We start from the raw sequence: 23606 nt of genomic DNA, 5'->3' as shown, positions 1-23606 counted from the left end.
TCCATCACGCGACGGAGATGATGATGGGCGAGATGCGGCAAACACGATTCGACGTTTCAGGCATGGACTGCGCCTCCTGCGCGTCCAAGATCGACACAGCCGTCCGGCGGCTACCGGGTGTCGCCGATGTCGCGGTCTCGGTGACGACGCAGGCCATGACCGTCCACCATGACGAGACGACGGACCTTCCCGCTTTGGCCCGCAAGGTGTCGGGTCTCGGCTACAAGACCGTGCCCGCAAACCGGACGCCGGTAAAAACGACTCCGCAGGCCTCGGCCTGCTGCGGAGGGCACGCCCATGACGACCATGAACATGAAAGCCACGGCCAAGGCGACCATGACCACAAGCATCATCAACACGATCAGAGTCCGGCAAACGCGGCTGCCGCTCCATCCTCGGGCCTGCACGGGCACGACCACGGGCCAACGTCCGGGCCCTGGTGGGCCTCCGACAAGGGCCGGCTGACGCTTCTCTGCGGCGGTGCCCTCGTGCTCGCCTATGCCGTCGGGCATCTGTTTCCCCCGCTCGCCTCGAACGCCTTCCTCATCGCGCTTCTCGTCGGCCTCGTGCCCATCGGCCGGCGCGCTATCATGGCGGCGCTGGCGGGAACGCCCTTCTCGATCGAAATGCTGATGACCATCGCGGCGATCGGCGCCGTCATCATCGATGCGGGCGAGGAGGCGGCAGCCGTCGTCTTCCTGTTTCTCGTCGGCGAACTGCTGGAGGGTGTAGCGGCCAGCCGGGCGCGGCGCAGCATTCAGGCCCTGTCGGATCTCGTGCCGAAGACGGCCTTCCTCGATGACAACGGCAACACGCGCGAGGTACCAGCAGAAACGCTCCTTCCCGGAAACATCATCCGCATCCGCCCCGGCGACCGCATTCCGGCCGATGGCGATATCATTTCCGGCGAAAGCGCGATCGACGAAGCGCCGGTGACGGGCGAAAGCGTGCCCGTTCGCAAGACCGCGAATGATCCGGTCTTTGCCGGCACCGTCAATGGCGAAGGCGTGCTGCGGGTCACCGTCACGGCGGCAGCGGCCGACAACACCATCGCCCGCGTCGTCCGTCTCGTGGAGGAAGCGCAGGAGGCAAAGGCGCCGACCGAGCGCTTCATCGATCGTTTCTCGCGTTACTACACGCCGGGCGTGGTCGTGGTCGCCGCGCTGGTCGCCATCCTGCCGCCGCTTCTGGCGGGAGGATCCTGGTCGGAATGGGTCTACAAGGGCCTCGCCATCCTGCTCATCGGCTGCCCCTGCGCGCTGGTCATCTCGACGCCCGCCGCCATCGCTGCCTCCCTGTCCGCTGGCGCTCGTCGGGGACTGCTGGTCAAGGGCGGCGCCGTCCTCGAAAAGCTCGGCACGGTCGATACCGTCGCCTTCGACAAGACGGGGACGCTGACCGAAGGCCGTCCCGTCGTCACCGATATTCTTGCCTTCGCGGTTGCGGAGAGCGACATCCTGCGGCTCTCGGCCGCGCTCGATGCGGGGTCGAGCCATCCTCTGGCGCTCGCCATCCTCGCCCGGGCGGAGGCGGAGGGCATTGCCTATCCCGCAGCCGAAGGCGCATCAGCCTTGGGCGGCAAAGGGGTCACGGGCACGGTCGGCCAGCAAAAGCTTCTCCTCGGCTCGCCCCGTGCCGCAGGCGAGATCGTGCCGCTCTCCGCCGAGCAGTCAAGTGCGATCCAAGCGCTCAACGACGATGGCAAGACCGTGTCGGTACTTGTCATCGATGGTCAGGTGGCCGGCGCCATCGCCATGCGCGACGAGCCGCGCAAGGACGCACGGCAGGCACTTGCGGCACTGAAGGCGGCCGGCATCCGCACCGTCATGCTCACCGGCGACAACCGCCGCGTGGCAGAGGCCGTCGGGCGTGACCTCGGCATCGACGTGCGGGCCGAACTGATGCCTGAGGACAAGCAGACCATCGTGCGCGAACTGAAGGCGCAGGGCGCGACGGTTGCCAAGGTCGGAGACGGCATCAACGATGCGCCGGCACTGGCGGCCGCCGATATCGGCATTGCCATCGGCGGCGGTACGGATGTGGCGCTGGAAACCGCGGACGCTGCCATTCTTCACGGGCGCATCGCCGATGTCGCGGCGCTGATCGATCTGTCGAAACGCTGCATGGCCAATATTCGCCAGAACATCGCCGTCGCGCTCGGTTTGAAGGCCGTGTTCCTCGTCACGACTGTGGTTGGCATCACAGGCCTGTGGCCGGCGATTTTGGCGGATACTGGGGCGACGGTGCTCGTCACCATCAACGCTTTACGCCTCCTGCGCGTCCGCGCCTGATCAATGTGCAACGAAAAACGCCCGGCATCGCTGCCGGGCGTCTGTCTCCGGGGTCGCGAGGGAGGATCTGCGCGACCGGCGGAAGGGAATGTTATTTCGCGGTATCGAGACGATCGATCGCCTTGACGTTGTCGGCGGACGAGCCGCTCGGATCGAACTCGGAGGCAAGCCAGGTATCGACGATCGCCTTGGCGAGTTCCGGTCCGATGACGCGGGCGCCCATGGTAATGATCTGGGCATTGTTCGACTTCGCGGCACGTTCCGCCGAATAGGTATCGTGCGTCAGCGCCGCCCGGATGCCGGGCACCTTGTTGGCCGAAATGCTGACGCCGATGCCGGTACCGCAGAAGAGGATGCCGCGCTCGTTCTCGCCGTCGACGATGGTCTGTGCGAGCTTCTGCGACAGGTCTGCATAGAAGCCCTGCTGGCTGAGGTCGGTGACCTCGATATCATTGCGGGTCGCGAGATGCTTGGCGATGACGTCGAGAAGCGGCTTGCCGGCGCTGTCGGCTCCGATGGCGATTTTCATGGCTGTTTCCTTTCAGGCTTTTGTTGATGTCAGAGAGCGGATGAAACGCGGGTCAGGATGTCGAGATAACCACTGACATTCCAGGCGGAACGGCCGATGAAGAGGCCGTCGATATGGGGTTTGGCGATCAGCTCCGCGCAATTGCCTGGATTGACGCTGCCGCCATAGAGAACGGGCACGGAAACGCCGAGACAGGCCTTCGCCACCTCGGCGATGCGGGCATGGCGGTCGTCGGCATAGTCGGCCGATGCCGGAATGCCGTTGACGCCGATGGCCCAGACGGGCTCGTAGGCAAGAAGCACCGGCTTTTCCCGGTCCGCACCGGTGAGCTCGGACAGCGCACCTTCGACCTGTCGCTTGAGAACCGCATCCGCCTCGCCGGCCTCGCGCTCGGACAGCGTCTCGCCGATGCAGATCAGCGGCGTCAGGCCGTGACGGACGGCGGCTGCGGTCTTCAGGCCGACGGTCCGGTCGGTCTCGCCGAAATGCTCGCGCCGTTCGCTATGACCGAGCTCCACGAGATCGAGCCCGCAATCGGCCAGCATCGGTGCGGAGATTTCGCCGGTCCAGGCGCCGGCATCGTCCCAGTGCATGTTCTGCGCGCCCACCTTGACGCTGGTGCCGGACAGCCGCTGCTTGACCTCGCGCGCGGCGGTGAAGGGCGGGATGACGAAGCGCTGGATGCGCGGATCGCGCGCGGCGTCGCTCGTCCCCAGACCGTCGGCGAAGGCCATGGCCTCGCTGAGCGTCTTGTTCATCTTCCAGCTCGTTCCAACCCAGATGTCGTTCGTTTTCACTGCATGCTCCTCGTCGTGAAGTCCCGGTCGTCAGACCTTGATGATCGAAATGCCGGCATCGCTCAGCGCAGCCTCGTGGCCGGCGTCGATGCGGTCGCTGGTGATAACGGCGCTGAAGCCGTCCAGTCCCGTCAGGAAGTGCAGGGCCGGCTTGCCGAATTTCGCGTGGTCCACCAGCAGGTAGCTGCGGCTTGCCGAGCGCATCATCTGGCGCTTGGTCTTCACCACTTCCTGATCCTGATGATAGGCGGCGGCCCCCTGAATGGCGGATGAGGAGAGAAAGGCGATGTCGGCCCGCAGCGATGACAACGTTTCCTCCGTGACGATGCCGAAGAAACCGTTGAACTTGCGGCTGTACTGCCCCCCGAGCGAGATGACCTCGATGCCGGGAATGGCGGTGAGCTTGACGATGACGGAGAGGTTGTTGGTGATCACCGTCAGCGGCCGGATGGTCGCGAGATGATCGGCAAGACCGCCGGCCGTCGAGCCGTCGTCGATGATGATGATCTGCCCGGGCTCCACCAGTGTTGCGGCATGGGATGCGAGCTGCCGCTTCTCCTCGGCCGCCATCTTCTCGCGGTAGCGAAAGTCGCTCTCGAACTGCGCGCTCGACTGAATGGACGCCCCGCCATGGACCTTGCGCAAGAGGCCCGCCTGCTCGAGATCGTCGAGGTCGCGATGGATGGTCATCTTGCTGACGGAAAAGCGCAGAGACAGATCCTCGACGGAAGCAGAGCCTGCCTCCATCAGAATATCCATGATCTCCTGCCGCCGATCGTTCGGTTTCAAAGCCACTGCGATCTCCATCCTCAGGGCCATATAAACAGTCTCGTGCAAAAATACAACATTATGAATGAGATTATGTGACGATTGAATGTTATGTTGTCGGGAGCATTCGATGGCCCGCACGTGTTGCAGGCAGCGGTTTGGCGTGGCATGAAGATGCAGTTCGTTGCGCCATCAATAGTGCAGCGCCGGAGGAATATCCGCTGCGGTTTCACCGTTCGCGCGGATGCGAGGATACGGCATGACGAAGACGGATATTGCGCGGCGCGTCTACGACAATGCCTGGAAGCTCGACCCGGTCGTGCGCAGCCTCTTGGATACGGACTTCTACAAGCTCCTGATGTTGCAGATGATCTGGCGTCTTTACCCGGATGTCGATGCGACCTTTTCGCTGATCAACCGCACCAAGACGGTGCTTCTGACGGAGGAGATCGATGAGCAGGAACTGCGCGAGCAGCTGGATCACGTCCGCACGATGCGCTTCACCAAGAAGGAAATGATCTGGCTCGCCGGCAACACCTTCTATGGTCGAAAGCAGATCTTCTCGCCCGACTTCCTCGACTGGCTGGCCGATTTCCAGCTGCCTGACTACGAGCTTTCGCGCCGCCACGGCCAGTATGAGCTGACGTTTCCCGGCAAGTGGACGCATACGAGCATGTGGGAAATCCCGGCGCTCGCCATCGTCAACGAGCTGCGCTCGCGCACCGCCATGAAGGGCATGGGCCCCTTTGCGCTCGACGTTCTCTATGCCCGCGCCAAGGCGAAGATGTGGTCGAAGGTGGAGCAGCTGCGGGCGGTGCCCGACCTGCGCATCTCCGATTTCGGCACCCGCCGCCGTCATTCGTTTCTGTGGCAGCGCTGGTGCGTCGAGGCGTTGAAGGAAGGCATCGGCGAGTCTTTCTCCGGCACCAGCAATGTGCTCCTCGCCATGGATACCGATCTCGAGGCGCTCGGCACCAATGCCCATGAGTTGCCGATGGTGGCGGCAGCCCTTGCCAAGACCGATGCCGACCTTGCGGATGCGCCTTACAAGGTCCTGCAGGACTGGAACCGTCTTTATGGCGGCAACCTGCTGATCGTCCTGCCGGACGCCTTCGGAACGGCAGCCTTTCTCAAGAATGCGCCCGACTGGGTCGCCGACTGGACCGGCTTCCGCCCCGACAGCGCCCCGCCGATCGAGGGCGGCGAGCGCATTCTCGACTGGTGGCGCGCCCATGGCCGCGACCCTAGGGAAAAACTGCTGATCTTCTCCGACGGGCTCGATGTCGAGATGATCGTCAAGACCTATCGGCATTTCGAGGGGAGGGTGCGCATGAGCTTCGGCTGGGGCACCAACCTCACCAACGACTTTGCTGATTGCGCACCGACGGAGGTCAGCGGTCTCAACCCCATCTCCATCGTCTGCAAGGTCATCGACGCCAACGGCCGCCCGGCCGTCAAGCTGTCCGACAACCCCCGCAAGGCGACGGGCGACCCGGCCGAGGTCGAGCGCTACCTGAAATTCTTCGGAACGCAGGACTTCGAGGAACTCGCCGTCCGCGTCTGACGCCATTCCCCTGCAGCAGACACAAAAAACCCGACCGGAGGAGGTCCTTCCGGTCGGGTTTTCTTGTCGCCCGGGAACGGGGCGCGTCTCACAGACCGGCTCGATCGCAGCCAAACCCGTGGATCGGGAGTGCTGCTCAGTAGCAGGCAGCGCAGGCGGAGCCGGAGCGCACCGCCAGCGGATGCACCATGGCGAGCAGGCGGCGTTTTGGCGCTGCCAGAAGCTTGGCCGCATGGGTGCGGGCGCCGCCGGGTTCCGGCTTGGCATGCTCCAGCGCGTTCGCTGCCGAATAGAGCAGCGTCTTGAACTGCGAGGAGGTCACGCCATCGGCCCGCATCACGGCGCGGATCATCGGATCGGTCAGCACCTCGTTCAGGGTCAGATCGTCATGTGCCATGTTCATGGCCTTCTCCTTCGTGTCGTCCACAGCCGAGGACAGGCGGGGTTGGGCCTGTCCTTGACCGAAATGCTTTAGCGTGTTACCGGTAAGTAACACGTCATTTGTTACCGAACGGTCACACCCATGTCAATCGCTGTCGTGAATAAAAACGCCAAACGTGGCTCTACTGTGAAGCCGGACCAGGAATCGACATCGCCCCCCGGTCTGTCCTCCGTAAAGGTCGCTCCACGTGACCGTATCGTCACCAGCGCCTGCGAACTGTTTCGCCAGCACGGCATCCGCGGCATCGGCGTCGATGCGATCGCCGAGGCGGCGTCGACCAACAAGATGACGCTCTACCGGCATTTCGGCTCCAAGGACGACCTCGTCTGCGAGACGCTTCGCGTGACCTCCGAAAAGAGCGGCGCAATGTGGGCGGACATCGAGAGGCGGTTTCCCGATGATGCGAAGGCCCAGCTTGGTGCTTGGGTGACGGCCCTTTCGGATTGTCTCCAGCGCGACCAGTTCGGTTGCGACATTGCCAATGCCGCAGTGGAACTCAAGGAAGCGGGCCATCCGGCCCATGCCGTCATCGAGACCTTCAAGATTCTGCAGCGCGAAAAGCTGACGGATCTCTGCCGGCGGACGGGCATCGAGGAGCCCGAAACCCTTGCGGATACCCTGCTCCTCTTGCTGGAAGGCGCCCGTGTCAGCCGCCAAGCTTCAGGCCTCGAAGGCCCCGCCCAGTGTTTCCAGCGCGCCTGCCGCAACACGCTGACAGCCTTCGGCGTCAGCACGACCTGACGCCGTGTCCGCCCGCTTCGTTCCATAGAAGCGCCATCGCGGCGGGGTCGCGATGGCGCTTTGCGTTGAACTAAAGGCCGTCGCGTTTCAGAAGCGCGCGAACCTCATCGAAGCGGCGCTTGTTGGCCTCGTTGCGCTCATTCGGGCCATAGCAGGTGCTGGATACGCAGAAGCGCTGCAGGTCGAACGGTGCGGCGGTGTTCTGGAATTCGCACTCGATGGAATCCACCATGTCCTTCTTCTCGACGCCTTCGCGGGTGGAGAAGGTGAGGCGGGCGCCCGGCGGCTTCAGTTCCGGAAAGGACTGGACGACGCCAGTCTGAAAGGTCTCGGCAAGAAGCAGGTGCTTTGCGACCTGCACGCAGACGTCCTCGATCTTGGGCGTTTGCGCGGCGGCTGGCGACAGGCCGGCAAAAGCCGATGCGGCAGCAATGGCTAGAACAATCCGTTTTCTCATGACACACTCCGGAAAGCTGCATGTTGCGGCAGTGACTTGGCGGATTCTTCGCGTCGGCGATAAGGGCCTGCGCCGAGACGATCCGTGAGCGCTAGATAGGGCGGTTTCGACCGTCATCCAGCCGTCGTGTCGACCGCAAGGGCCACGCGGACACTCTGTCTCCAAGGACTTTCGTCGCTCCCTCTAAAAGAGCGCCGGAACGGGTAAAATTTCTGTCTGATCTGGAACCAAATTGACCCTCCCTGATTTGGGAGTGGCGGTAGTCCGATTATCAAAGGGAGAAGGCCATGACCGAGAAAGACGAAGACCTGATCAAGAAGCGGGCTTATGCCTTGTGGGAATCCGAAGGCCGGCCGGAAGGTCGGCATGACGAGCATTGGGGCCAAGCCTATCAAGAGCTTGCCAATGCCGAAAACACCTCGGTGCTCGGTGAGCCTGAGGACGAAGCCGCACCTGTCGACAAGCCTGCCAATGCCGATAAGGCCAAGCCTCCGCTGTCTGTTGTGGACGGCGGCGCTGCCGGAAATCCCGGTGCAAAGCGCAAGCGCAAGACGGTCTGAGACCGCACAGGCGCCGGCCTTGCCCGGTGCCTGATTTTCCTCGCGACGACGGCTCCCGCCCGACATTCTGCGCACGCGGCGCACCTCCCAATCGCACTGCACAAGTTTCTCACCTGCTCCGCAATATTTGTGCGGACACGGGGTCCGCTTTCCTCCATCATCGGAGCAAGAGGTGTTTCGCTTTTCTCCCGACCTCCATTTCAGCCGGCAATCCAACCGGATTGCAAAGAGGAACGTGACCTGCGTGAACGTACTGTCTGTGACGTCGGAAATCTTCCCCCTGATCAAAACCGGCGGCCTTGCCGACGTGACCGGGGCACTGCCGAAAGTCCTTTCCGCGCGCGGGTATCGCACCCGCAGCCTGATCCCCGGCTATACCTCTGTCCTCGCCGAAGTAAGCAATGCGCGGCCGGTGCATTTTTTCCCTGATCTCTTCGGTAACCCGGCCTGGCTGCTCGAAGCGGAGTGCCAGGGTCTCGATCTTCTCGTGCTGAACGCACCGGCGCTCTATGATCGTCCCGGCGGCCCCTATGTCGGCGAGGATGGCATCGACCACCCCGACAACTGGAAGCGCTTCGCGGTTCTCTCCTACGTGGCCTCGGCCGTCGCAGGCGGGCTTCTGCCGGACTGGACGCCCGATCTCGTGCACACCCATGACTGGCAGACGGCGCTGACCTCGGTCTACATGCGCTACTCCGCCAATGCCTGGGCGATCCCGTCGGTTCTCACCATCCATAACCTCGCATTTCAGGGCCAGTATTCCGCCGCCCATCTGAAGGATATCGGTCTTCCGCCCGAGGCGCTGTCGATCGATTGCCTCGAATATTACGGCGACATGAGCTATCTCAAGGGTGGCATCCGCACCGCGAGCGCGATCACCACCGTCAGTCCGACCTATGCGCGCGAGATCGTTTCGCCGGAGCTCGGAATGGGCATGGAAGGCGCGCTTCTGTCGCGTCTCGATACCTTCACCGGCATCGTCAACGGCATCGACAGCGAGATCTGGGATCCTGCCACCGACCCCTATCTGCCGGCACGATACGACGTCCGTCACATCCGCAACCGCGGCATCAACCGGCCCCGGCTGCTCGAGACATTCCGGCTGGATGCGACCCCCGGACCTGTTCTCGCCGCCGTCACCCGCCTTACCTGGCAGAAGGGCGGCGACATGCTGGCTGAGGTCGCGGAGGAGATTGCGGCGCTCGGCGGCAAGTTGATCGTGCTCGGCAAGGGCTCGAAAGACATCGAAACCCAGTTGCTGCTCGCTGCCGGGCGGCATCCCGGAAAGATCGGCGTCCGTATCGGCTATGACGAGGAAACGGCGCATCTCGTGCACGGCGGCACCGACATCATCATCCAGCCCTCCCGCTTCGAGCCTTGCGGCCTGACGCAGCTCTATGCGCTGCGCTATGGTGCCGTACCCGTCGTCTCCCGCACGGGCGGCTTGTCGGAAACGATCATCGACGCCAACGACGCAGCCATGTCCGCGCGCGTCGCCACCGGTTTCCAGTTCCACCCCGCCACCAGCGACAATCTCCGCCTCGCCATCCACCGGGCCTTCCACGCCTATCGCGACCCGAAGAAATGGGCCCGCCTGCAGAACCAGGGCATGAAGGCCAATTTCTCGTGGGAGCGCAGCGCCGAGCAATATGCCGAGCTGTATGGCAAGGTGATCGCAAAGGCGCAAAAGGCGACGGCCTGATCCTATCATCGTAATGAACGAAAGAAGCCGGCCTGACCTTGCGTCTGACCGGCTTTTTTCTTGTTCGGAAATTGAACCGGCCCGCGTAGTGCGGGCCGGTCTCAAATGATCAGGCCGGGCGGAAGACCGCGAGGCTGCGGGCCTGCATATCGAAGGCTTCTGCCGCATCCACAGGCTGCGCTTCGACAGCCGGATCGTCCGTCGTCAGTTCCAGCACCCAGCTGCCGCTGGGCGACTCGGGAAGGGCGAAGGGAACGACGCCATCATGCGGGTTGAAGATCATCAGAATATGCGACCAGACGCCGTCCTTGCCGACGAGATCGTCGCGCGAGATCAGGGCACCGATGGTGGTTCCGCCGCCATCCTGCCACTGTTCCTCGGTCTGCTCGCCGCCACCTGCATTCAGCCAAGTGATGACCATGCCGTCGCGCCAGTTCTCGCGGTGCAGCAGCGGCTGGGTCGCGCGCAACGTCGTCAGCCGTCGGACGAAGTCGCGCAGCACGTCGGCACTGGGCGGCAGGTTCTCCCAGTGGATCCAGCTGATATCACTGTCTTGGCAGTAGCCGTTATTGTTGCCCATCTGGCTGCGACCGAACTCGTCGCCGCCGAGAATCATAGGTGTGCCGTGCGATAGCAGCAGCGTGGCGAGAAAGTTCCGCTTCTGGCGTTCGCGGGTGGCGTTGATGGTCTCGTCTTCGGTCGGACCCTCGGCGCCGTAGTTGAAGCTGCGGTTGTCGCCGTGGCCGTCCTTGTTGTCTTCGCCATTCGCATCGTTGTGCTTCTCGTTGTAGGAAACGAGATCGTTGATGGTGAAGCCATCATGCGCGGCGACGAAGTTGACGCTCGCCCAGGGGCGACGGCCGCGAAGGTCGTAGATATCGCCGGAGCCGAACAGGCGCGCCGCAAAATCCGGCGCCGTGCCGTCCGTGTCCATCCAGTAATCGCGGACCGTGTCGCGATACTTGTCGTTCCACTCGGCCCAGCCGGGCGGAAAGCCGCCGACCTGATAGCCGCCCGGACCGATGTCCCAGGGTTCGCCGACGAGCTTGACCTTGGAGAGAACCGGATCCTGCGAAACCGCATCGAAAAAACCGCCGCGCTCGTCGAAACCTTCCGGCTCGCGACCGAGAATGGTGCCGAGGTCGAAGCGGAAGCCATCGACATGCATTTCTTCGACCCAGTAGCGCAGCGAGTCTGTCACCATCTGCAAGACGCGGGGATGCGAGGTGTTGACCGTATTCCCGGTGCCGGTGTCGTTGATATAGTAGCGGTGGTTGTCGGGCAGGGTGCGGTAGTAGGAGAAGTTGTCGATGCCCTTGAAGGAGAGCGTCGGTCCAAGCTCGTTGCCTTCGGCCGTGTGGTTATAGACCACGTCGAGAATGACCTCGAGCCCGCCATCATGCAGGGCGCGAACCATGTCGCGGAAGCCATCGAGGGCGCGTGGACCGTAATAACGCGTGGCAGGTGCGAAGAAGCCGAGCGTGTTGTATCCCCAGTAATTGTGGAGGCCCTTGTCGACCAGCATGCTGTCGTCGGGGAAGAAATGGGTCGGTAGCAGTTCGACCGAGGTAATGCCGAGGCTCTTCAAATAATCGACGGCTGCCTTGTGGCCCATGCCGTCGAACGTGCCACGCATGTTTTCCGGAATTGCCGGGTGCAGCTTGGTGAAGCCCTTCACATGCGTTTCGTAAAAGATCGTCTTCGACCACGGGATGATCGGGCCGCGATCGCCCTTCCAGTCGTAGGTCTTCGGATCGATAACGCGGCCTTTCGGCGTCACTGACGCGCTGTCGAGCGTGTTGAAGGAAAGGTCTTTGTCGGTCTCAGCATCCATCTCATAGGCGAAATGCGCCTTCGACCATTCCACGTCACCAACCAGTTCGCGGGCGTAGGGGTCCACCAGAAGCTTGTTCGGATTGAAGCGATGCCCGCGCTCCGGATCAAAGGGTCCGTGGACGCGATAGCCATAGAGCGCGCCGGGCTTCAGGCCGGGGATGTAGCCGTGCCAGATCTCGTTCGTGTATTCGGGAAGCTCGATGCGGGCAACTTCGACGGCGCCACTGTCATCGAAGAGGCAAAGTTCGATGCGTTCGGCATGTGCCGAAAAGATCGCGAAATTGACGCCGTCCTTGTCGGGCGTTGCCCCGAGCGTATGCCACGATCCCGGCTCGACCGCGTATTGATTGACTTTGGCGTCCATGAAACGTCCCCTGTGTTGATCGGATCAGAAATTGTGCGTCGCATCATTTTGTTCCCTCTCGAAGAGGAAATCTTGTTTTCGGCGCCGTCGTGCTGGCCTGTCGGAAGCCGGAAGGTGCCGGTCTGCGCCTATCGCATGCTAACGGCCGGAGCATGAACAAGTTCAGTCAGCAATAAACATTGCCTGTCCGTCGCTTCGTGGACTGGATTTTGTGGTCACGCGATGCATTTCCTTCGCAATGCAGCAAACACGCGAGCGCGCCCGGAACCTTTGCCCGGATCCGCTTGTTGAAGGGCGGATCGCAGGCCAGCCGGGCAGGCGCAGACAGTGCGCCGAACCCAGAACCGATACGAGGACAGGATGAACTCCCTGATGACAACCGAGAGCGTACGACCTTCCGAAGACCGGCAGACGACAGCCTGGGGACCCGAGCTTCTGGCCGAGGGCGGCGCCCGGTTCCGCCTCTGGGCGCCGGGCGAAGACACGTTGACGTTACGGCTGGACGGCAAGGACCACGCGATGCAGAAAGCGGGCGAGGGCTGGTTCGAAGCCATCATTCCCGACGCAAAGCCCGGCGCCACGTACGCCTTCGTCCTGCCGGACGGAAAGGTCGTACCGGACCCGGCCGCGCGCGCGCTGGCGGAAGACGTTCATGGCCCCGCCGTGCTGGTCGATCCCGACGCCTACCAGTGGAAGCATGCCGGCTGGACCGGCATGCCCTGGGCCGAAACGATTCTCTACGAATTCCATGTCGGTACGTTCACGCCGGAAGGCACCTTCCGGGCGGCCATCGACAAGCTGGCTGACATTGCAGAAACGGGCATCACCGCCGTCGAGATCATGCCGGTCTCGCACTTCGGCGGCACGCGAGGCTGGGGCTATGATGGCGTCTATCCTTACGCGCCGCATAATGCCTATGGTTCGCCGGACGATCTCAAAGCCTTCATCGATGCTGCACACGGGCTCGGCCTCATGGTCTACATGGATGTCGTCTACAATCACTTCGGACCCGACGGAAACTATTTGAGCGCCTATGCGCCCGACTTCTTCCGCGAGGGGAAGAAGACCCCCTGGGGTGCCGCCATCGCCTACAACAAGCAGCCGGTGCGCGATTTCTTCGTCGAGAACGCGCTCTACTGGCTGCGCGAGTTCCGGCTCGACGGCCTGCGCTTCGATGCGATCGACATGATCTTCGACGATGCGGAAACACATGTCCTGATAGAGATCGCGCGCCGTGCCCGCTCGGAGTTCGAAGGCCGCCACATCCACCTCGTCACCGAGGATCCGGAAAACCACATCGAACTGCGCCGCAGCGACGACAATGAGGCGCTGCTCTATGATGCCGACTGGAACGATGACTATCACCATGCGGCCCATGTGGTCGCGACGGGCGAGAAGAACGGTTACTACGGCAAGTTCATCGACAAGCCGATCGAGAACTTCGCCCGCGCACTGACCGAAGGCTACATCTATCCCGGGCAGAAGCCGGTGGAGATGAGCGAGCCGGTGCCGATGGAAGCTTTCGTGGGCTTTCTTCAGAACCACGACCAGATCGGCAACCGGGCCTTCGGCGATCGGCTGATCACGCTGACGTCGAAGGAGATGCTAGAGGCGCTCACCATCGTCACCATGCTGGCGCCGCATATCCCCATGCTGTTCATGGGCGAGGAATATGGCGAGACGCGTCCCTTCCTGTTTTTCACCGACTATGACGGCGAGCTCGGCAAGGCGGTGCGCGAAGGCCGGCGCACCGACATGGACAATTTTGGCGGCCTTCCGGACGGCAAGTCCGTCGAGGACGTGGCAGACCCCAACGCCATAGAGACGATGGAAAACACGCGCCTCGACTGGGCCAAATCCGAAGCAAACGAAGGCCAGAAATGGCGTGCCCTCTATCGTGAGCTGATTGCCATCCGCAAACGGGCCATCATCCCGTTGCTGGTTGCCGCTCCCAACACGCTCTCGGCCGGCACGGTCCTTATGGCGGAAGGCAGGCTGCTTGCCATCGACTGGCAGCTCGGTGACCGCCGCCTGCAGCTGCGCGCCAATTTCGGCGATGTAGCCGCGGACCTGCCGCCGGCAACCGGCGAAACGCTCTACGGCACGCACAGCACGCAGGGCATGGCGCCCCTCTCGGTCCTGTTCGCCCTCGACCGCGCCTAGAAAACGGAGGACCTGGGCGGCGGAGAGACCTTCGCCGCCGCTGCCTGAGAGGTGAACAACGAAACGTGATCGTTCTCGATTTGAGAACAATCCGTCCTGTATCGATCCTCTATCGCGGCCGGCTATCCTGCACCATCTTGACCTCATCAAACGCCCGGTCGCCGCCACAATGGTAAAACCTTCGGGCAGGAAAGGATGAGATCATGATCGACCAAATCAAGGGCCTCCATCACGTCACGTCGATGGCTGCAAACGCCCGCGTCAACAACGCGTTCTTCACGGATGTCCTCGGCCTCCGCCGGATCAAGAAGACCGTCAACTTCGACGCGCCCGACGTCTATCACCTCTATTACGGCGACGAGATCGGCACGCCCGGCACCGTCATGACCTATTTCCCGTTCCCCCACATCGCCCGTGGCCGTCCCGGAACCGGTGAAGTCGGCACGACCGTCTTCGCGGTACCGCAGGGCTCGCTTCCCTACTGGGCGGATCGCCTGACCAAGAAGGGTGTGACCGGCGTGACGCCGAGCGAGACCTTCGGCGAGAAGCGCCTGTCCTTCAACGGGCCGGATGGCGATGGCTTCGCGCTGGTGGAGACGGCCGACGATCCGCGCACGCCGTGGACGGCAGGCGGCATCAGCGCGGATCACGCCATTCGCGGCTTCCACTCGATCGCCCTGCGGCTGCGGGATGCCGGCGCGACATCGGAACTGCTCGGCTTCATGGGCTATGACACGCTGGAGACGCGCGATGGCGTTACCCGCCTCCTCGTGCCCGGCGCCCAGGCGGCCGGTGTTATCGACATCGAGACGCTACCGGACGCGCCCGGCAGCCGGCAGGGCGCAGGCTCCGTCCACCATGTCGCCTTCGCCGTCGATAACCGCGCGGCCCAGCTGGAGGTGCGCAAGGCGCTGATGGATACGGGCTATCAGGTCACCCCGGTCATCGACCGCGATTACTTCTGGGCGATCTATTTCCGCACGCCCGGCGGCGTTCTGTTCGAGGTCGCGACCAACGAGCCGGGTTTCGAGCGCGACGAGGAACGGGCGCATCTGGGCGAGGCGCTGAAGCTGCCGCAGCAGCACAAGCACTTGCGGCCCATCCTGGAGCAGCAGCTGGAAAAGCTCGACTAAGCGCTTCCATCGCCAACGATCAGGAAATCACACAGAACCGGAGCCGTCGCAGGACATGCGGCGGCAATACCGGAGGAGTTTGTCATGACTGACACGGACTATAAGCACCTCATCAAAAAGGGCGCGACCGGCGCGCCGCTTCTCGTGACGCTGCACGGCACGGGCGGAGACGAGAACCAGTTCTTCACCTTCGCCAGCCAGCTGCGTCCCGACGCAACCGTCCTGTCGCCGCGCGGCGATGTCTCGGAACACGGAGCGGCCCGCTTCTTTCGCCGCACCGGCGAAGGCGTCTACGATATGGCGGATCTCGCACGCGGCACGCAGAAGCTTGCCGATTTCGTGCGGAAGACGGCCGAAACGGTCGGGGCGTCGGAGATCTTCGGCTTCGGCTTCTCCAACGGCGCCAACATTCTGGCGAACGTGCTGGTGGAGTTTCCCGATCTCTTCGACCGGGCTGCACTTCTGCATCCGCTGATCCCGTTTCAGCCGAAGCCCGCACAGGGGCTGACCGGCCGTCGCATTCTCGTCACCGCTGGCGAGCGCGACCCCATCTGCCCGACACCGCTGACCATCGCGTTGGCCGATTACTTCACGGCGCAGGGCGCAACCACGCAGCTCGCTTGGCACAATGGCGGCCATGATATCCGCGAGAACGAAATCGAGGCGATGCGCACGCTGTTTGCGTGAACGCTCAATACCCCCGCGCCGCGCCCGAGGCGGCGCGGCTGTCCATGGCGCCGTAATATCGGGCGCCTGTCGAACCTTCGCCCGCCTCCGCCGCCGTCCTGCCGCCGACGAGGATGCCGGCGGCCTGACCCCAGACCGGCCAGTTCTTGTCCGGGCCGACATCGTGCCCCATGTCCTGAAGCACCTTCAACGTGTCGGCGGACAAGGCGAAGGGCTCGATCGCCACCGTGTCCGGCATCCATTGGTGATGAAGCCGCGGCGCATCGATCGCCTCCTGCAGCGTCATGCCATGGTCGATGACGTTGAGGATGGCTTCGAGCGTGATGGTGATGATGCGGGCGCCGCCGGGGCTGCCGATGACCATGAACGGTTTGCCGTCCTTGGTCACGATGGTCGGGCTCATGGAGGAGAGCGGCGTCTTGCCCGGAGCGATCGCATTGGCCTCTCCCTGCACGAGCCCGTAGAGGTTCGGTGCGCCGGGCTTGGAGGTGAAGTCGTCCATTTCGTTGTTGAGCAGGATGCCGGTGCCGGGCGCGACGACGCCTGCGCCGAAGGAGCCGTTGAGTGTATAGGTGACCGAGACCGCGTTGCCTGCGCTGTCCATGATCGAGTAATGCGTCGTCTCGTGGCTTTCCCCGAGCCCCTTGGGTGCAAGCTGGGCGGAAATGCCGGCCTTCTCAAGGTCGATCTTGCCGCGGATCTCCTGCGCATAGGCCTTGTCGAGCAGCTTCTCCACCGGGTTCTCGACGAAGTCGGGGTCGCCGAGCGCCGAGTTGCGGTCGACATAGGCATAGCGCATCGCCTCGATCATCACATGCGCCGTCGCCGCCGAACCGGAGCCGAGTTCACCGAGCGGATAGCCTTCGAGAATGTTGAGGATTTCGCAGAGGATGACGCCGCCGGAGCTCGGCGGAGGGGAGGAGATGATCTCATAGCCGCGATAGGTGCAGGTGACCGGCTTCAATTCGCGCACCGCGTAGCGCTCGAAATCCGCCTTCGTCAGGATGCCGCCCTTCTCCGCGCTCGCCTTGACGATGTCGTCCGCGATCGCGCCCTTGTAGAACGCATCCGGCCCCGTCTTCGAGATCGCAGCCAGGCTGCGCCCGAGGTCCGGCTGAACCAGCGTCGCACCGATCTTCGGGGCTTGGCCGTCGGGCGTCAGGAAGATCGCGGCGGCGGCGGGGTCGCGGCCGAGCTTCTTCAGGCTGTTGCCGAGGGAAGTGACATCGCCGCCATCGAGGGTGAAGCCCTGCTCAGCGAGTTTGACCGCCGGTGCCAGAAGTGCCTCGCGCGACAGGGTGCCGAAGCGGGTGCGCGCGGCCTCGAAACCGGCCACCGATCCGGGCACGCCGACGGCGAGATAGCCATCCGTGCTGCGGCCCTTGGCGATCTCGCCCCTGTCGTCGAGATACATCGTCTTGGTCGCGGCAAGCGGCGCCCGCTCGCGGAAATCGAGAAAGCTGGTGCGGCCGTCGGCAAGGCGCACCGTCATGAAGCCGCCGCCGCCGATATTGCCGGCGGTGGGGTAGACGACGGCCAGCGCATAGCCGACCGCAACTGCGGCATCCACCGCATTGCCGCCCTGTTTCAGGATCTCCACGCCGACATCCGACGCTAGGTGCTGGGCCGTGACGACCATGCCGTTTTCACCCGCAACCGGCTGCGGCGAGGCCGCCTGTGCAGGGGATACGGCAAGGCCGATCACGAGGGTCAGATGCACGAGAGGGGTGCGGATGAGGGTCATAAGCGTGGCTCCTCCGGGTCGGCGATCACAGTCGCGAGCGGGGAGGATAGCCCAAACGGCAAGCCGCCGCTTCGGAAAAATGCGTGCTCAGTCGTCGATCCGCAGCACGCCATAGGCGCCGAGCCGAACGTCCCCGGTGCCGAGCCGTTCGGCCGTCAGCGGACCGACCGCGGCATCGATCATCGTTTCCGCATCCAGCCGACAGGCCGATGCATCCGGAGGGATGCCGAGCGCGGACAGATCGAGCGTCTGCGGTCGTGGCGTCAGGTTGACGGCAAGGATCGTCCGGCCATTTTGCCTCTGCGCGCACATTGCGAGAACCGCATCCGGCCGGTCGGAGGCGATGATGGTGGCCTCCGCGCCGGCGAGATCCGCAAGCATGGCGACGGCATGAAACAGCGGTCGCCGCCCGCCTTCGGGAACGGGTTCGTTTGCGCCGGCGATCAGGCCGAACGGGCCCGTGAGGGCCGAAAGCGTCAACTGATCGAGCCCGGCCGGTGCGACTGAGATGGCATAGCCGATGGCGTAGGCGGCAGCGAAAAGACCGTTCTGGCGCGGGTCGCGGTTCGCCATCGGAATCCGGCTGCCATCCGGATTGTCCATCGTCCGGCTGCCATAGGGGTTCTGGCGCATGGGGATCGTGGAGGGCCCGATGCGATAGCGCCGGTCGCTGTAGATCGCGCGCACCGAGCGGGTGATGAAGGGCAGCGCCTCCAGCGTCTGCATGACGCTGCGGTCGTCCGCCGCATGCACGATCGGGTTGGTACAATGGCTGATGAAATCGAGTGCTGCCGCGGGCACCCGCTTGCGGTTCAGTTCGGTGAAGTAGCTGAGCATGCCGCCACCGAGCGCTCGGCTCGGGAATGCCGCCCGCGCTGCGGCATAGATGTCATCGAGCGGCGGGCAGTCCGGCCAGGCGCTGCCCGGCGGTGTCGATTGCCGATCGACGGAGGGTGACACCATGACGGCGTCCGGCGCGAACCCTGCTTTGTCCATCGCTGCGGCCATCGCTCGGAGTTCGTCACCAAAGGGCTCCCGGCAGGGCAGCGCGATCTCCAGCGTGGACGATCCCTGATGCCGGGCCGCAAAAGCTGCGAAGGCATCGAATGCGGAACCATCGTGGCCTGCGAGCGGATCGACGTGGAAGAGCAACGCCTGCGCCTGCGGGCCGAGGCCGGCGTCAAGCAAGGCTTGCGTCGCTGCCGCTTCCTCAGGCGTGACGACCAGCCCGATCGGCGGCAGCGGTTGTGCAGGACCTTCCTGAAGCGTCAGTTTCACAGGGCCGTCCAGCTGCGCCGAGCGTGAACCAGCACGGCGAGACCGCTTATCCACGACCTGCAACGTGACCTGCTGTGCAACATCCACGCCAGCCTCTATCCGGTAGGGCCAGGGCAGAGCAAGCGGGCGGACATAGGTCTTGTAGGAGGCATCCGACCAGTTGCGCTGGTCTTCCATCTCGAACGTATCCCCCTCCATCCGGCATTCCACGCTGACGCCCGGCAGAGCCTGATGGGTGATAGCGCGCATCTCCTTGAAGGGCTGCCAGGGTTCGATGAGGTCCGGCAGGACGGTCGCCTCGACGGTCCCATCGATATGCTCGATGCGAACCGGCGTTCCTGCGACGCCGACGATCGGGTGGAGCACGCAGAAGCCGCAGCGATTGGTCTCGAATCCTGTTTCGGACCGTGCCGTGCCCGAAAAGTCGAGCCGACCGCCTTTGTCACCTTCGACCCGGGCCTGAAGCACGAGCTGCGTCCCCTCCGGGCCATGGCATGTCGCATGGTAGGTGACGGTGAAGCCGTCCGCGCGCTGATCCACGACAAGATCTTCGATCTCGGGATCGTAGGTGCCCCAGTCGCGATCACGCACGAGGAAGGACACGGCGCGAAGCACCTCCACACCGTCAAAGCGGATGTTGAGCAGTGCGCCGCCGGAAAGCTCCGCCGAAAGTCCTCCAGCCGCGAGCACGCGGGAATCCGGCTCAGTGCGAACGGTGCCGGTCAGGCGGAAAGCGAGCGCATCGTCCGTCATGCGATCAGCGGCCCGATCGCGACGGGCTGCAGCGTCGCCGCACTTTCATAGGCCGCCTCCACCAGCGCGAAGGTCTTCAGATTGTCGGCTCCGGACGTCGAGGTTTCCGCGCCGCTCGCCAGTCGTTCCGTCCAGTGCTGCTGGATGGCAAGGACGCTTTCCTGGATATTGTGCCACGGGCGCGATGCCCAAGGGAGGAGGGTCGGTGATACGTCGTGGATCTCCGTGCCGGATGCATTCGTGATCTCCAGCCGGTACCCTTGCATCAGCCGCAACGAGCCTTCGGTCCCATCCAGCTCGATCAGAGTCTCCGGGAAAGGCTCGACGGAGGCCTTGGTGGCATAGCTGACATCGACGACCGACGTCGCGCCGTTCTCGTGATCGAGCAGGATCGTCGCGACGTCCTCGCCCTTGATCGCAGGATTGACGCGCTTGGTGCGGGCAGTGAGCGTCGTGACGTCGCCCAGAATGTAGCGGGCGATGTCCAGCGTGTGGATGCCCAGATCCTCGATGATGAAACGCGCGCCTTTGGCCAGATAGGGCTGGCCCGAGAACACGTCATAGCCGGAGCGGAACGAGAAGCGGCCCCAGAACGGCGTGCCGATCTGGGCCGTATCGAGCGCCTTGCGCACCGCCTGGATCGGCGTCTGCCAGCGGAAATTCTCGTGGATCATCAGGGGAACGCCCACTGCCTCGCAGGCCGCGACCATGGCTTTGGCATCGCGGAGCGTCGGCGCGAAAGGCTTCTGGCAGATGACCGGCAGGCGGTGCGAAGCTGCCATCTCCACCAGCGCGCGGTGGCTGTTGACCGTGGTGGCGATGTCGACGAAATCGAAGCCGCCATCCGCCATCATCTGCGCGGCGTCGCTATAGCGGCGCGCGATCCCGAACTGGTCGCCGACGATCCGCAGGCGCTCCGGGTCGCGGTCGCAGATGGCGACGATCTCGGCGTCTTCCACATCCTGCCAGGCATGCATCTGGTTGACGGCAAAGAAGCCGCAACCGATCAGCGCTCCTCGAAAACTCGGCATGGTCAATGTCCTTGAAAAGTGTCGTTCAGGGTCCAGCCCGGCCAATCAGGTCAGGCTATGTAAGGAAGGCTGGTATAATGAGTCAACCAGCCGATGTCGCGCGTCCGTCGCGGATCTGGGCGAAGTAGCCATCGCGTCCCACCTGTCCGCCCTTCAATGCAATCTGCAATCCGTTGGTCGGGGCATGCAGGCCATGGGCGGTGCACAGCGGCGATCCCGGTGTTTCCGGCAGCGGCAGCAGGGTCGTGAGGGCATCGACCTTCAGCGCGCCGAGCGCATGGCTCGACGTGTCGCCGCCCGCGATGACAGCCCGGCCAAGACCTTGCGTTTCGATGAGGTGCAGGAGAATCCGGCCAAGCATCTGCCCCAGCCGATGCCGGCTGCCGGCCACCCGGTCGATCTCGCCGCCACGGTCGGCCTGCGGACCAAGCGCGGTATGCAGGATGACGCTGCGGCCGGCGGCAAGGCTCGTCTGCGCCTCCCGGATCGCGCAGCCGATAACGCTTTCGCCGTCCTCCCCGAGAAGAGCCAGAGGATCGAGTGGCACGCCGTCGAAGCCGTCGGAGCCTGTCGCCTGCCGGATCTGCCGCTCCGTGGTCGGAGAGACGCTGCCGGAGACGACCGCGATCCGGTCGGCCTTGCCAGGGGACGGAAAGTCCCGTGCGCCCTCGACCAGCCCTGCGGAGCGCCAAGCCTGGAGCAGCGCATATTCGACGCCCGACGATCCCGCCATGAACCGCGAACCGTGGTTGGCAAGCCGGAGAAGTTGCGCGCCTGCCGCCTTCTGCGTCTCCGGTCCGTCCACATCCAGCATCAGAATGCCCTTGCCGGCAAGCGTTGCGGCGCGCGCATCGATCTGCGCATCCGTGAGCATGGTGAGATCGGCCAGCGCCACCGGCAGTTCTGTCTGGTGCCCGAGATGCTGCGTAAGATCGGCCTCGTTCATCGGTGTCACCGGATGCCGGCTCATGACGGGATGGCGATCGATACGATAGACGTCGCCTTGATAGCCGGCGAACAAATGGCCGAAGGCCGTGTAGCGCTTGAGCTGCGGTGCCCCGACGACAAGGGGTGCGAGACCCTGACCGAAGACATCGAGCCCGATCTCGATCGCCCGGCCGATATTACCGACCGCAGGGGCCGAATCGAAGGTCGAGCAAACCTTGTAGTGAGAGACGGTCGCCTCCAGCGCCTTCAGCCATTGAAAGACCGGCGTCAGGTGTTCCTCCATCCAGTCCGGTGTCTCGCTGCGGCTGGTGCCGGCAAGGCCGATGGCGCGGCAATGGGCAAAGCGCTGCAGCAGCGCATCATCGGGGATGCGCAGGAAGAGCACGGTCTCCACGCCATGGGAGGCCAGCGCCTCCATGACGTCGGTCGAGCCGGTGAAATCATCGCCGTAATAGCTGAGAAGCAGGGGGGCCGCCATGTCAGGCATCCTTTCCGCCGAAGGTCTTCAAGGATGCCGCAAGCTCGGGGTGGTCGAGCGCGTAGGTTTCGAGCGGGATGTCGGCGACGGCGGCCTCCCAGGCCTGCCGCACGGCATGCACGCCCGCGGCAGGTCCGCCGGGATGGCTGACGATGCCGCCCCCGCAGAGGTAAAGAAGATCGGTCGTCCGCCCCGTGCGTCGATAGGTTTCGGGCGCCTGCCCACCCCACTGCCCGGACCCGGCAACCGGAAGCAGGCAATCCGCCGGCGAAAAGAGCGGTGTGGACACGGCCTTGAAGGATTCGACGAAGCTCTCGTCCGGCTCCCAGTATTTCACGCCGATGCCGTTGATCTGGAACTGATCGACGCCAAGCAGCCGCCAGAACTGCTGCCAGACCTTGAAGTCGAAACCGATGCCGGGATGCCGGGTCAGAACATCCCAGCCGTTGCGATGCGCATGCAGCACGAGGCCGGAGCGCTTGCGGAGGAACGCCATGCCGCCCATGCCGATCGAGTTGATATTGACGACGGCGCAATTGCCACCGGCGCTGAGCACCATGTCGTGGTTGCGCATCATCTCGTCCGGGTCCGTATGCGAGATGCCGAAGGCATACATCACCTTCTTGCCGGTCTTCTGCTCGTAATCGAGGATCAGCGGCATGATGGCGGCGACGCGCTCCTTCAGCGGCGAATAGGCCGGGCTCATCAGCTTTTCGTCGTCCTTGATGAAATCGACGCCGGAGCCGATCAGTTCGCCGACCAGTTCGGCCGTTTCCATCGGTCTCAAACCCAGGGCTGGCTTGACGATCGTGCCGATGATCGGCCGGCCCTCGACGCCCGTCAGCCGCCGGCTGCCCGGCAGGCCGAACTGGGGGCCGGGATAGGCGGCACCATATTCCGGTGGCAGCTTGAGATCCACGACACGAAGCCCCGTCATGCCCTTGATGGAGAAGATGCCGCCGATGGCGATCGTCATCAGCGCCGAGAGGTCCGTGCCCACGGCGTCGAGCGGAAAGGCGATGTCCACATCGGCCCGGTGGATGGTTCCGTGATCCGATGGCGCTTCCGGCCAGCTCGGCGTCTTCGCGGGCTCAAGCGGCCGGATCGCGATCACCCGTGCAGCAACCCGTGCCTTCAGTTCTTCCGTTTCACCCGGAACCGGCACGAAGGTCCCTGTAGACTGGTCGCTGGCGATTTTGGCAGCCATGGCCTCGACGCTTCCCGTCGTCTCGATGCGATAGGTCACGGTGATCATCGGCTTCTCCTCCCCGTCTCGACCTGCCGGCTCCGGCAGATCGTCGTTGATGAACTGGTATAATGAGTATAACAATGACGCAAGT

Annotated in this window: 19 protein-coding genes; 8 read left to right on the top strand and 11 right to left on the bottom strand. The window is 63.8% G+C overall.

The window, feature by feature from the left end; all coding sequences use genetic code 11:
• Positions 1-23 precede the first annotated feature (23 nt).
• Positions 24-2291: a heavy metal translocating P-type ATPase gene (locus C8J33_RS10820; protein WP_132664157.1), complete on the top strand. Its 2268-nt coding sequence runs from the start codon at positions 24-26 to the stop codon at positions 2289-2291.
• 91 nt (positions 2292-2382) lie between these two features.
• Here C8J33_RS10820 and C8J33_RS10815 read toward each other — a convergent pair whose 3' ends face one another.
• The 3 genes from C8J33_RS10815 to C8J33_RS10805 are packed head-to-tail and all read right to left on the bottom strand — an operon-like array spanning position 2383 to position 4406.
• A complete protein-coding gene (locus tag C8J33_RS10815; RefSeq protein WP_132664155.1) occupies positions 2383-2820 on the bottom strand; it encodes an RpiB/LacA/LacB family sugar-phosphate isomerase in 438 nt (145 codons plus the stop codon).
• A 29-nt stretch (positions 2821-2849) separates the two neighbouring features.
• A complete protein-coding gene (locus tag C8J33_RS10810; RefSeq protein ID WP_132664153.1) occupies positions 2850-3617 on the bottom strand; it encodes a triose-phosphate isomerase in 768 nt (255 codons plus the stop codon).
• Positions 3618-3647: 30 nt separating this feature from the next.
• Positions 3648-4406, bottom strand: coding sequence for a DeoR/GlpR family DNA-binding transcription regulator (locus C8J33_RS10805; protein ID WP_132664531.1), 759 nt, complete (start codon positions 4404-4406; stop codon positions 3648-3650).
• 238 nt (positions 4407-4644) lie between these two features.
• Here C8J33_RS10805 and pncB point away from each other — a divergent pair, with 238 nt between their 5' ends.
• Complete coding sequence (pncB, locus tag C8J33_RS10800) at positions 4645-5949, top strand: nicotinate phosphoribosyltransferase (RefSeq protein WP_132664151.1); 1305 nt, start codon at positions 4645-4647, stop codon at positions 5947-5949.
• A 136-nt stretch (positions 5950-6085) separates the two neighbouring features.
• Here the strand turns inward: pncB and C8J33_RS10795 are convergent, their stop codons facing one another.
• On the bottom strand, positions 6086-6352 hold the full coding sequence (locus tag C8J33_RS10795; RefSeq protein WP_132439966.1) for a hypothetical protein: 267 nt from the start codon (positions 6350-6352) through the stop codon (positions 6086-6088).
• Positions 6353-6472: 120 nt separating this feature from the next.
• Between C8J33_RS10795 and C8J33_RS10790 the strand changes: the two genes are divergently transcribed.
• Positions 6473-7132, top strand: coding sequence for a TetR/AcrR family transcriptional regulator (locus C8J33_RS10790; RefSeq protein WP_132664149.1), 660 nt, complete (start codon positions 6473-6475; stop codon positions 7130-7132).
• 70 nt (positions 7133-7202) lie between these two features.
• Here the strand turns inward: C8J33_RS10790 and C8J33_RS10785 are convergent, their stop codons facing one another.
• Positions 7203-7589: a hypothetical protein gene (locus tag C8J33_RS10785; protein WP_110800310.1), complete on the bottom strand. Its 387-nt coding sequence runs from the start codon at positions 7587-7589 to the stop codon at positions 7203-7205.
• Positions 7590-7876: 287 nt separating this feature from the next.
• Between C8J33_RS10785 and C8J33_RS10780 the strand changes: the two genes are divergently transcribed.
• Positions 7877-8149, top strand: coding sequence for a DUF2934 domain-containing protein (locus C8J33_RS10780; protein WP_110800309.1), 273 nt, complete (start codon positions 7877-7879; stop codon positions 8147-8149).
• A gap of 244 nt (positions 8150-8393) precedes the next feature.
• The gene (gene glgA / locus C8J33_RS10775) at positions 8394-9851 is read left to right on the top strand and encodes a glycogen synthase GlgA (protein ID WP_132664147.1); all 1458 of its coding nucleotides are present in this window, start codon (positions 8394-8396) and stop codon (positions 9849-9851) included.
• Between the two features lie 109 nt (positions 9852-9960).
• On the opposite strand, the gene glgX is transcribed toward glgA, so the two are convergent.
• Positions 9961-12051: a glycogen debranching protein GlgX gene (gene glgX, locus C8J33_RS10770; RefSeq protein WP_132664145.1), complete on the bottom strand. Its 2091-nt coding sequence runs from the start codon at positions 12049-12051 to the stop codon at positions 9961-9963.
• Between the two features lie 372 nt (positions 12052-12423).
• Here glgX and treZ point away from each other — a divergent pair, with 372 nt between their 5' ends.
• The 3 genes from treZ (at position 12424) to C8J33_RS10755 (ending at position 16034) form a co-directional block, all read left to right on the top strand.
• On the top strand, positions 12424-14214 hold the full coding sequence (gene treZ / locus C8J33_RS10765) for a malto-oligosyltrehalose trehalohydrolase (protein ID WP_132664143.1): 1791 nt from the start codon (positions 12424-12426) through the stop codon (positions 14212-14214).
• A gap of 203 nt (positions 14215-14417) precedes the next feature.
• Positions 14418-15347: a VOC family protein gene (locus C8J33_RS10760; RefSeq protein ID WP_132664141.1), complete on the top strand. Its 930-nt coding sequence runs from the start codon at positions 14418-14420 to the stop codon at positions 15345-15347.
• An 84-nt stretch (positions 15348-15431) separates the two neighbouring features.
• Positions 15432-16034 (top strand): alpha/beta hydrolase, encoded by a 603-nt coding sequence (locus tag C8J33_RS10755; RefSeq protein WP_132664139.1) that lies wholly within the window; start codon positions 15432-15434, stop codon positions 16032-16034.
• Positions 16035-16038: 4 nt separating this feature from the next.
• On the opposite strand, the gene ggt is transcribed toward C8J33_RS10755, so the two are convergent.
• From ggt to oiaX, 5 genes are all read right to left on the bottom strand, one after another.
• Positions 16039-17778 carry a gamma-glutamyltransferase gene (ggt, locus tag C8J33_RS10750; RefSeq protein ID WP_132664137.1) on the bottom strand — a complete coding sequence of 580 codons (1740 nt, stop codon included), beginning with the start codon at positions 17776-17778 and terminating at the stop codon, positions 16039-16041.
• Between the two features lie 87 nt (positions 17779-17865).
• Positions 17866-19809, bottom strand: coding sequence for a D-apionate lactonase (gene apnL, locus C8J33_RS10745; RefSeq protein WP_132664135.1), 1944 nt, complete (start codon positions 19807-19809; stop codon positions 17866-17868).
• Positions 19806-20840, bottom strand: coding sequence for a Gfo/Idh/MocA family protein (locus C8J33_RS10740; RefSeq protein WP_132664133.1), 1035 nt, complete (start codon positions 20838-20840; stop codon positions 19806-19808). The genes apnL and C8J33_RS10740 overlap by 4 nt, the downstream gene beginning before the upstream one ends.
• Before the next feature lie 82 nt (positions 20841-20922).
• Positions 20923-22275, bottom strand: coding sequence for a four-carbon acid sugar kinase family protein (locus C8J33_RS10735; RefSeq protein WP_132664131.1), 1353 nt, complete (start codon positions 22273-22275; stop codon positions 20923-20925).
• The gene (gene oiaX, locus C8J33_RS10730) at positions 22268-23521 is read right to left on the bottom strand and encodes a 3-oxo-isoapionate-4-phosphate decarboxylase OiaX (protein ID WP_132664129.1); all 1254 of its coding nucleotides are present in this window, start codon (positions 23519-23521) and stop codon (positions 22268-22270) included. The genes C8J33_RS10735 and oiaX overlap by 8 nt, the downstream gene beginning before the upstream one ends.
• Between the last annotated feature and the right edge of the window lie 85 nt (positions 23522-23606).

Source organism: Rhizobium sp. PP-CC-3G-465 (assembly GCF_004343445.1).
Taxonomy (GTDB): Bacteria; Pseudomonadota; Alphaproteobacteria; order Rhizobiales; family Rhizobiaceae; genus Ferranicluibacter; species Ferranicluibacter rubi.
This window is presented reverse-complemented; position numbering and strand designations above follow the sequence as displayed.

Excerpts from the sequence above, each read along its gene's own strand:
- C8J33_RS10740 (WP_132664133.1), bottom strand. The coding sequence starts at position 20,840 with ATGCCGAGTTTTCGAGGAGCGCTGATCGGTTGCGGCTTCTTTGCCGTC.
- C8J33_RS10795 (WP_132439966.1), bottom strand. The coding sequence starts at position 6,352 with ATGAACATGGCACATGACGATCTGACCCTGAACGAGGTGCTGACCGAT.
- C8J33_RS10760 (WP_132664141.1), top strand. The coding sequence starts at position 14,418 with ATGATCGACCAAATCAAGGGCCTCCATCACGTCACGTCGATGGCTGCA.
- apnL (WP_132664135.1), bottom strand. The coding sequence starts at position 19,809 with ATGACGGACGATGCGCTCGCTTTCCGCCTGACCGGCACCGTTCGCACT.
- C8J33_RS10780 (WP_110800309.1), top strand. The coding sequence starts at position 7,877 with ATGACCGAGAAAGACGAAGACCTGATCAAGAAGCGGGCTTATGCCTTG.
- pncB (WP_132664151.1), top strand. The coding sequence starts at position 4,645 with ATGACGAAGACGGATATTGCGCGGCGCGTCTACGACAATGCCTGGAAG.
- C8J33_RS10790 (WP_132664149.1), top strand. The coding sequence starts at position 6,473 with ATGTCAATCGCTGTCGTGAATAAAAACGCCAAACGTGGCTCTACTGTG.
- glgX (WP_132664145.1), bottom strand. The coding sequence starts at position 12,051 with ATGGACGCCAAAGTCAATCAATACGCGGTCGAGCCGGGATCGTGGCAT.
- ggt (WP_132664137.1), bottom strand. The coding sequence starts at position 17,778 with ATGACCCTCATCCGCACCCCTCTCGTGCATCTGACCCTCGTGATCGGC.
- C8J33_RS10755 (WP_132664139.1), top strand. The coding sequence starts at position 15,432 with ATGACTGACACGGACTATAAGCACCTCATCAAAAAGGGCGCGACCGGC.
- C8J33_RS10735 (WP_132664131.1), bottom strand. The coding sequence starts at position 22,275 with ATGCCTGACATGGCGGCCCCCCTGCTTCTCAGCTATTACGGCGATGAT.
- C8J33_RS10785 (WP_110800310.1), bottom strand. The coding sequence starts at position 7,589 with ATGAGAAAACGGATTGTTCTAGCCATTGCTGCCGCATCGGCTTTTGCC.
- C8J33_RS10820 (WP_132664157.1), top strand. The coding sequence starts at position 24 with ATGGGCGAGATGCGGCAAACACGATTCGACGTTTCAGGCATGGACTGC.
- oiaX (WP_132664129.1), bottom strand. The coding sequence starts at position 23,521 with ATGATCACCGTGACCTATCGCATCGAGACGACGGGAAGCGTCGAGGCC.
- treZ (WP_132664143.1), top strand. The coding sequence starts at position 12,424 with ATGACAACCGAGAGCGTACGACCTTCCGAAGACCGGCAGACGACAGCC.
- C8J33_RS10815 (WP_132664155.1), bottom strand. The coding sequence starts at position 2,820 with ATGAAAATCGCCATCGGAGCCGACAGCGCCGGCAAGCCGCTTCTCGAC.